We start from the raw sequence: 6,141 nt of genomic DNA, 5'->3' as shown, positions 1-6,141 counted from the left end.
GAGTGGGATGCAGCCTATTTATTCCGCGGTATCCAGGTAGGGGTCTTGTCCCATTTCCCGCTGGATTTTGGTGCGTTCTTTTTCATGATGCAGCAACGCCATACGATCGCGAAAATGCTTTCTCTCAACCTTTCGTTGAGCCTTGCGAAATGTCGATGCATAACCAAGAAGTCTTTGATTGGCGGAAGCTGAGGAGGCCAACCCCTCTCCTATTCGCTTCATTTTTTCAAAGACTTTGGTCCCCAAACCTGTTCGTAAAATCTCATCATCCATACCGAGGTACTGGCGGTAGGTTCCTGGATCCCCTTGTCGTCCGCAACGACCGATCAATTGGCGGTCGATTCGAGCCGCTTCGTGTAGCTCCGTACAAATCACCATCATCCCACCGATTTCTCTCACCTCATCCTTGAGTTTAATGTCGGTTCCTCGACCGGCCATATTGGTGGCCACAGTAATCTGTCCCCGCTCTCCAGCTCGAGAAACAATCTCAGCTTCGCGTTCTACTTCGTAGGCATTCAAAATCTGACAGGCCATGCCTTCTTCGCGCAACATACCAGCCAGAATACTTGACTTGTCGATGGATCGCGTACCGATCAAAACAGGTCGCCCCTGAGAATGAACTGCTTTAACCTCATCGACAATTGTCTCGAATTTCGTCATCATGTCAGGGCAAACAATGTCGGGCAGTTTCTTTCGCTTTGGTGGACGATTCGTTGGCACCTGGACAACGGGGCTCTTGTAGATCCGTCGCAATTCGCCCGCGCTTGTGGCTGCAGTTCCCGTCATTCCCGCTAGTTGTTTGTAGCGAAGAAAGAGGTCTTGAATGGTGATTCTGGCCGCTTGTCCCGTAGGAACTGTAACCTCCACCTCTTCCTTGGCTTCGATCGCTTGGTGAATCCCGTCTCGCCATTTGCGCCCTTCTGCCAATCGGCCAGTGAATTCGTCGACGATCACTATCTCGCCATCGCGAACCACGTATTGCCGATCAAGCTGGAAGTCTCGATGCACTTTGATCGCCCGCTCGATAAACTCGTAAAGATCCACCAGAGCAGCCGTACGAATCAGTTCGTCACGGGGAAGCGAGCGAACGAATTGCCGACCTTTTCCGTTAAGTTCTATCTTTCTAGTATCCTCAACTACGGTGTAATGCTCTTCGATGACAAAACCCGCCGCATGCTGCGCGGCCCATTTGTAAGTGGCAATAACGACTTCGCGGGTCTCATCGCCGAGCGAACCGATAATCAACGGCGTACGGGCTTCGTCGATCAAGATACTATCTGCTTCATCCACAAGAACGAAATGCATACCTCTTTGAACAGGTTGATCCCCCGAAGAGGTCCATCGCTCTTGCGAACCCATGCCGAGAAAGTCGTCGACCGCTCGCCCTTGTGCTCGCATCAGAAGACGGTCTCGTAGAAAGTCAAACCCGAATTCCTTAGCGGTACCGTAGGTGACATCTGCGGCGTAGGCCTTTCTCCGGTCGTCTTGGTTCATCTCCGTTAGAACGACACCAACGCTCAGTCCAAGCATTTTATAAAGCGGACGCATCCATTCCGCATCGCGTTCCGCTAGATAATCGTTGACGGTCGCCAAATGCGCCCCCTTGCCGACCAAGGAATGCAGGATCATGGGCAAGGTTGCGGTAAGGGTCTTTCCTTCACCAGTTTGCATTTCCGCGATACAACCATGGTAGAGGCAAACGCCACCTAAAATTTGTACATCGTAATGGCGCATGTTGAGCGCGCGTCGACCTGCTTCTCGCACTAACGAATAGGTCTCTGGCAGCAACGATCCAAGTGATTCACCACTTTTGGCTCGGTAAATTAGTGAGAGAAACTCCTTTTTGATTTGTTGCAGCGACAGAGCCCGCCGGTTTTCTTCCCATTGGTTTACCTCGCGGGCCATTGCGGTCCATTGCGAGATCTTGTAAGACGCAACGCCGGGAAGCTTCCAGCCAGCGGTTACTTTGGGCCGGTAGGGGAGTTGCAGTTTGACGCTCGAACTCGAGGGGGGAGGCGTCTTCGCTGTAGGGGATTCGTGAGTTGCTGATTGCGATCCTTCACGTAACTCAATCGCATCCTGTCCCACGGATGTCTCAGCGGTCGTTATGCGATTTGGATCGATGGTGTTAGTCATTCCATTTACGGTGGTAAGAGCTACTTGGGCCAAAACGCGTCCGAGATTTTGACAGCTTATTGTAGGTTGCGCTTTCGCTGAGGCAAAGAAAGCAGGAACGAATTCCGTTCAATCGAATACGCTTTCGCGTCCTTAGTAGAAGCCTTTATTTAGTGAACTTCTGCAAAAATCACCAATTAACGCAACAACACTCAGATAATTTTCATTTTTGAAGGCAGTTTAGGTAGCCTGGGGGATTTATTCCTGATGTTCCTTTTTTGTCTTAGGTTCCGACTAATCCGGCCGATCCAATTATGCGAACAGTACGCAAGCCTTAGCTTAGCGAGAAGGAACCCATGAAAATCAATCGTACAACATTATCGCTTATCATCGCCTCCTTGTGCGGAACGTGTGCTTCCGCTACTGCGGTGGGCCAAGACGGAGCTTTTTCCAACACTGGCAGAATTGGAGATCAGGCCAATTCTGGATTCGTTGAGTCCACGTCGCGGATAAGCGATATCGCTGACTCTGGGACGCACCAACCCACGGCGTACAATCCGGTGGCATTCCGCTCTCCATCCTTCGATATGCCTGGAACTGTGAGCATGAGTTGCGAAAGCGGCTACGCACCTTCCTGCGGGCCGATCGCTCTTTGCACCGGGACGTCGAACACTTGGGTTGAGGCTGAAACCTTGTTATGGTGGGGCAAAGGCATGACCGGCGCTCCCGTTATCTTGGGCGGAGGTCCGAATGCATTGCCAACTGACATACTGGCTGGTGGTTCCGGTAATCCCGTCGGTGACAGTCTGAGGGTCGGATATCGTTTCACAGTCGGCACTTGGTTGGACAACGACCAAAATTACGGACTTATGGGGCGAGTTTTTGGACTGTTCGGCAACCGAGACCAATCGAATTTCGGTGGGATGGGCACCACAGGGGTTTCGTTCTTCGACACAGCTCCTAGCGTTAACGACAACAATATCTATCTCGTTCAACAGACCATCCCCGGGGTTGGTCCTGGGACGGGCATTAACGCGGGTACTATCGGAGTCGTTAACGAGCTCGACTTTGTTTCTGCTGACGTGTCGTTCAGGCTGAGACTGCTTGGCGATGGATTAAGCAGGGGGGATATCTTGGCCGGTTACAGTTTCTTGCGGCTAGATTCTGCTTACATGTTATCAACGTCATTTGTGGATGGAATCGTGGGGAATACTGTGCCTGATGGTACCGTTGTAACGACCATGGACACCTTTGGCACACGAAATGAGTTTCATGGGGGGCATTTGGGCTTCATGAACGAAGTCGCTTCAGGGCGATTCTCACTATCCTTGTTAGGTAAAGTGGCTATGGGGAACATGAGGTCCACCAGCTCGGTGGCTGGTGCGACATCGATTGTGCCTCCTCAGCCGGATCCGGAGTTTGCGGCACCACGTGGTATATTTGCCCAGTCGACCAATAGTGGCTTGATAAGCCAGGATCGTTTCACTTTTGTTCCAGAAGCGGGAGCGAAACTAAAGTATCAGCTCGGCAGGGGGCAACTCGGCGTGGGTTATACCTTGATTGCCATGCCGAGCGTTGTGCTTGCAACTGGGCAGATCGACACGAACGTCAGCAGCGACCACCTGACTTTAGTTCCGATCGACCCACCGAGAACTCCTGTTTCCAAGTTCCAGAGGGAAACTTACTTCCTTCACGGACTTGACCTTGGCTACACGTTTAATTTCTAGAAATCCCCGTCATAAGTTTTGACTGGAATTTTGAACACTACTAGCGGAGGCTCGGCAGAAGGGCTTCCGCTTTTTTTCTGTCAAATGGGAGTTTCTTGATGTTAAGGTTGCAGCTAGCCGAGGAAGTCAATGTGTGGCTTGATTCGTTTTCCAACGTGTTAACGCGATGGGAACAAACCCTGCTCCGGGCAGAGCAAGCCTACTTGAATGGGCAAGTTTCTGAAATCGTATCGCAAACCACCCTAGCAGAGTCGATCCAGCAGGAAATCGTTCAGCACAAAGTCGAACGAGAAGAGATCCTGTCCAGGGCGCGGGGCTATGGATTCACTGCTCATCATCTAAAAGCGTTCGCAATGCAGCTCGGATCGGAATGCCCGCCAACTTGGCTGCCAAAGATCACTGAACTCGAATTGCAACTCAATCGTGTTCAGCAGATATCCACTTCACTTTGGATGAGCGCTCTTCATTCGCAATCGACTGTGACCGAAATGTTGTTGATTCTAGCGACGGGTCGAAATGACTCGGCGACCTACCATCCCAATGAAACGCATTCCCTTGAGGGTGGCTTTCTGGTAAACGAAGCAGCCTGAGGCAACTTGTATGAGTTTGTTTAGTGCTATCCAAGGTTCCGCAAACGCTCTACGTGTTCATCAATTAGGCCTGCAAGTCGTTGGCAATAACATTGCTAATGTCAATACACCGGGCTACATCCGGCAAGACTTGATTCTGACACCGGCGCTCGGCTACCGAGCCGGAAGCATGATTATTGGCCAAGGTGTAGAGGCTGTAGGTGTTCAACAAAGACTTGATAAGTTTACTCTCGACCGATTACGTGATACCCGCAGCCAACTTGCTTACCAGGAACAGGTTCAAGCCACTAATTCCGCTGTTGAGTCGATCTTTAACGAACTGTCTGATAATGATCTATCGTCGCGGATGAGCTCACTGGCAAACGCTTTTCAGGACGTGGCCAACCAGCCAGGTAGTGAGGCGATGCAGGCGCTAGTCATTCAGCGAGGTCGCGAATTAGCGACTCAGCTTAGAGAAGTGTCCAGAAGCCTCTCTGAGGGGGCGGCTCAAATGCGTTCCGAGATAAGCTCGTCCGTTGATCAGATTAATCGTATCGCACGGTCTATCGCCAATCTAAACCATCGGATTGTCGAGATCGAAGGCGGAACGAATTCCAGTGCAGTTGGACTACGAGACGAGAGAATCAAGCTTCTAGATGAGCTTTCCACTTATGTCGATGTCACCGTCACAGAACAGTCAAGCGGTGCTGCCACGGTCTTCATTGGCGGTGACTATATCGTGTCGGATGGTATAGCACGTCAAATCAAGGCAGCTGTGGTCGCAGACGGCAGTTCAACTAGTATTGAGCTTCGATTCGCCGACACCGACTCTCCACTAAACTTACAGGGTGGCAAGCTCAAAGGACTTTATGAATCGATCAATCGTTCCTCTGTTGACGGGTACCAAGGGCAGATAGATAGACTGGCACAAGACATTATCTTCGTGGTCAACAGAATCCACTCTCAGGGACAGGGAAGCAAAGGCTTTCAATCCGTAATGAGCGAAGCCGTTATCAGACGGACAGATCTACCTTTGGAAGTTTCGAATAGCAAATTTCAGATAGATAACGGCTCTTTTGAAATTCGAGTAACCGATTCTCGCACCGGTGAAACGAAGAGCTATGAGTTCCCTGTCAGCCAATTGGGATTGGATTCCGACACAACAGCCGGACAACTAGCAGCGGCGATCAACGCAGTATCCGGGTTGAATGCCGCTGTCACAAACGACGGACGCTTTCAAATCAATTCTGACAGTCCTGCAATCACATTCTCGTTCGCAAATGACACCAGTGGTGCGTTGGCTTCTCTCGGTATCAACACGTTCTTTAGCGGTGATAGCGCGACAACGATAGCGGTTCGGAACGAGATTATCTCCGACCCATCGCTCCTAGCCGTTAGTTTAGATGGAGTTGGAAACGGTGCCTCAAACGCAATTAAACTCTCAGAAGCATTCAGCACACCAAACGAACTGCTAGGGGGACGCAGCCTGAATGGGATTTATGATGGAATCGTTTCAGAGATGACCCGCGACATCAACACACAAAAAGGTGTTACCGACGGCCTGCGTAACTTCCTACAGACTTTGGAAGCTAGGCACCTGGGTATCTCGGGGGTCAGTCTCGACGAAGAAGCTGTGAAAATGCTTTTGTATCAGAAAGCATTTCAAGCAACTGCCAAGGTCGTTTCAACCGCTGCAAGTCTTTTGGATACTCTAGTGAATTTAATCTAAC

General features: G+C 50.7%; 4 protein-coding genes. 3 read left to right on the top strand and 1 reads right to left on the bottom strand.

Annotated elements, in window-relative coordinates; all coding sequences use genetic code 11:
* Window positions 1-18: 18 nt before the first annotated feature.
* Entirely contained in the window at window positions 19-2,136 is a 2,118-nt protein-coding gene (locus SH449x_RS27405; RefSeq protein ID WP_482379266.1) for a preprotein translocase subunit SecA, read from the bottom strand.
* Window positions 2,137-2,471: 335 nt separating this feature from the next.
* On the opposite strand from SH449x_RS27405, the gene SH449x_RS27400 reads away from it, so the two are divergent.
* From SH449x_RS27400 to flgK, 3 genes are all read left to right on the top strand, one after another.
* Window positions 2,472-3,842 (top strand): BBP7 family outer membrane beta-barrel protein, encoded by a 1,371-nt coding sequence (locus tag SH449x_RS27400; protein WP_482379265.1) that lies wholly within the window; start codon window positions 2,472-2,474, stop codon window positions 3,840-3,842.
* 98 nt (window positions 3,843-3,940) lie between these two features.
* Window positions 3,941-4,432: a hypothetical protein gene (locus SH449x_RS27395; protein ID WP_482379264.1), complete on the top strand. Its 492-nt coding sequence runs from the start codon at window positions 3,941-3,943 to the stop codon at window positions 4,430-4,432.
* Between the two features lie 10 nt (window positions 4,433-4,442).
* A complete protein-coding gene (gene flgK, locus SH449x_RS27390) occupies window positions 4,443-6,140 on the top strand; it encodes a flagellar hook-associated protein FlgK (RefSeq protein ID WP_482379263.1) in 1,698 nt (565 codons plus the stop codon).
* The last annotated feature ends 1 nt before the right edge of the window (window position 6,141 follow it).

It is taken from the genome of Brakhagea baltica (assembly GCF_052161605.1).
Classification (GTDB): Bacteria; Planctomycetota; Planctomycetia; order Pirellulales; family Pirellulaceae; genus JBKCUI01.
Note: the sequence above shows the minus strand (reverse complement) of the source record. Positions and strands in the feature narration are given on the sequence as shown.

What these genes read in the sequence shown, in the direction of transcription:
- SH449x_RS27395 (WP_482379264.1), top strand. Translation starts at nt 3,941, where the DNA reads ATGTTAAGGTTGCAGCTAGCCGAGGAAGTCAATGTGTGGCTTGATTCG.
- flgK (WP_482379263.1), top strand. Translation starts at nt 4,443, where the DNA reads ATGAGTTTGTTTAGTGCTATCCAAGGTTCCGCAAACGCTCTACGTGTT.
- SH449x_RS27405 (WP_482379266.1), bottom strand. Translation starts at nt 2,136, where the DNA reads ATGACTAACACCATCGATCCAAATCGCATAACGACCGCTGAGACATCC.
- SH449x_RS27400 (WP_482379265.1), top strand. Translation starts at nt 2,472, where the DNA reads ATGAAAATCAATCGTACAACATTATCGCTTATCATCGCCTCCTTGTGC.